Origin of the sequence: Mesorhizobium sp. CC13, from assembly GCF_039907765.1 — a bacterium.
In the GTDB taxonomy this organism is placed as follows: domain Bacteria; phylum Pseudomonadota; class Alphaproteobacteria; order Rhizobiales; family Rhizobiaceae; genus Aminobacter.
The window spans coordinates 1-2,500 of the sequence record NZ_JARDJI010000044.1 but is presented as its reverse complement, the minus strand read 5'-3'; the positions used below and the strand labels follow the sequence as shown (position 1 = coordinate 2,500).

The following is a 2,500-nucleotide window of genomic DNA, read 5'->3' as shown; positions in this document are numbered from 1 at the left end:
GGTTTGCAGCTTGCTGCAAGCGGTAGCGGAGCGTTCTGTAAGCCAGTGAAGCCGTACCTGCGAGGGGCGGTGGAGGTATCAGAAGTGCGAATGCTGACATGAGTAACGTAAGGGGAGTGAGAGACTCCCCCGCCGAAAGTCCAAGGGTTCCTGCTTAAAGTTAATCTGAGCAGGGTTAGCCGGCCCCTAAGTCGAGGCAGAAATGCGTAGACGATGGGAACCACGTTAATATTCGTGGGCCTGTGGGTAGTGACGGATCGCACAAGTTGTCGGGTCTTATCGGATTGATCCCGGCAGCGGAGCGGTTCCAGGAAATAGCTCCCACTTATAGACCGTACCCGAAACCGACACTGGTGGACTGGTAGAGTATACCAAGGCGCTTGAGAGAACTATGCTGAAGGAACTCGGCAAATTGCACGCGTAACTTCGGAAGAAGCGTGACCCTTTCATGGGCAACCATGGGAGGGTGGCACAGACCAGGGGGTAGCGACTGTTTATCAAAAACACAGGGCTCTGCGAAGCCGCAAGGCGACGTATAGGGTCTGACGCCTGCCCGGTGCTGGAAGGTTAAGAGGAGAGGTGCAAGCTTTGAATCGAAGCCCCAGTAAACGGCGGCCGTAACTATAACGGTCCTAAGGTAGCGAAATTCCTTGTCGGGTAAGTTCCGACCTGCACGAATGGCGTAACGACTTCCCCGCTGTCTCCAGCATAGACTCAGTGAAATTGAATTCCCCGTGAAGATGCGGGGTTCCTGCGGTTAGACGGAAAGACCCCGTGCACCTTTACTATAGCTTTACATTGGCATTCGTAGTGGCATGTGTAGGATAGGTGGTAGGCTTTGAAGCCAGGGCGCCAGCCTTGGTGGAGCCACCCTTGAAATACCACCCTTATCTCTATGGATGTCTAACCGCGGCCCGTTATCCGGGTCCGGGACAATGTATGGTGGGTAGTTTGACTGGGGCGGTCGCCTCCTAAAGAGTAACGGAGGCGCGCGATGGTGGGCTCAGAACGGTCGGAAATCGTTCGCTGAGTGCAATGGCATAAGCCTGCCTGACTGCGAGACTGACAAGTCGAGCAGAGACGAAAGTCGGTCATAGTGATCCGGTGGTCCCGTGTGGAAGGGCCATCGCTCAACGGATAAAAGGTACGCCGGGGATAACAGGCTGATGACCCCCAAGAGTCCATATCGACGGGGTTGTTTGGCACCTCGATGTCGACTCATCGCATCCTGGGGCTGGAGCAGGTCCCAAGGGTATGGCTGTTCGCCATTTAAAGCGGTACGTGAGTTGGGTTCAGAACGTCGTGAGACAGTTCGGTCCCTATCTGCCGTGGGTGTAGGAATATTGAAAGGATCTGTCCCTAGTACGAGAGGACCGGGATGGACGGATCTCTGGTGGACCTGTTGTGGCGCCAGCCGCATAGCAGGGTAGCTATATCCGGACGGGATAACCGCTGAAGGCATCTAAGCGGGAAACCCACCTTAAAACGAGTATTCCCTGAGAACCGTGGAAGACGACCACGTTGATAGGCCGGGTGTGGAAGTGCGGCAACGCATGAAGCTTACCGGTACTAATAGTTCGATAGGCTTGATCGTTCTCATTCCTTATGTTCATCGCTAAAGCGATGCCAGTTGTCGCTCACGCTTGTTCCGCCCTTCGGGCGGCGCTGCGCGGGCGCGGCGCACAAGCGCCGACGGTCGGTCGACCTTGCGGGCTTTGCCCGGAGGTCGGATCGCGGCACAAAAAAACAGGCTAAGCCTGCAGCTTCTCGATTACATGCCTTTTGCCGACCTGGTGGTTATGGCGGAGCGGCTGCACCCGATCCCATTCCGAACTCGGCCGTGAAACGCTCCAGCGCTGATGGTACTTCGTCTCAAGACGCGGGAGAGTAAGTCGCTGCCAGGTCTGCCAAGGGCATGTAAAATCTTCTCATTACGATAAATGGCCCGCCAACGGGACCAACGGGCCGCCAGTCTCGCAAGGATTGGGCGGCCCTTTCTGTTGGCGAAACCCTCGCAAAATGTGGGAAAAACCCCTACATGAACGAGGAAAAAAGGCCAAAATGTTCAACGCGGGGTCGAGCAGCCCCTCCGGACCGCTGAAGCCCCCTTCTTCAGGGACAACGCTTCAAGGCACCGGCACAAAAGGTCCGAAGTCGCCAGGACAGGCTCAAAATGGCGCGGGGTGGAGCAGCCCGGTAGCTCGTCAGGCTCATAACCTGAAGGTCGTTGGTTCAAATCCAACCCCCGCAACCAAAGATGAAGACACTCCCGCGAGCCCAGCTCCGGGAGTGTTTTTGTTCGCAGAGCCAACACCCTGCCGCTCCGTCCAGGCCAGGATCGTGCCCAGTTCGCCGTGCAGCGTCACGTGGCAAAAATCCCGCCGCGCTGAGCGCCGGCCGTCAGCACGAGCTTCTCGATCAGCGATCGCAGCGCCTCAGCGGCTTGCGGCCGGTCGGCCGGATGGTTGAGCGCCTCGGTCACCTGGGCGACCTTCCGGGC

General features: G+C 57.4%; 1 tRNA gene and 2 rRNA genes (1 of these 3 cut by a window edge). All 3 read left to right on the top strand.

Annotated features, from left to right (window positions below):
• Window positions 1-1,594 (top strand): 23S ribosomal RNA (locus tag PV773_RS25030); it begins 1,217 nt to the left of the window's first position.
• 195 nt (window positions 1,595-1,789) lie between these two features.
• Window positions 1,790-1,904, top strand: a 5S ribosomal RNA gene (gene rrf / locus PV773_RS25025).
• A 273-nt stretch (window positions 1,905-2,177) separates the two neighbouring features.
• Window positions 2,178-2,254 (top strand) — tRNA-Met (locus PV773_RS25020).
• The last annotated feature ends 246 nt before the right edge of the window (window positions 2,255-2,500 follow it).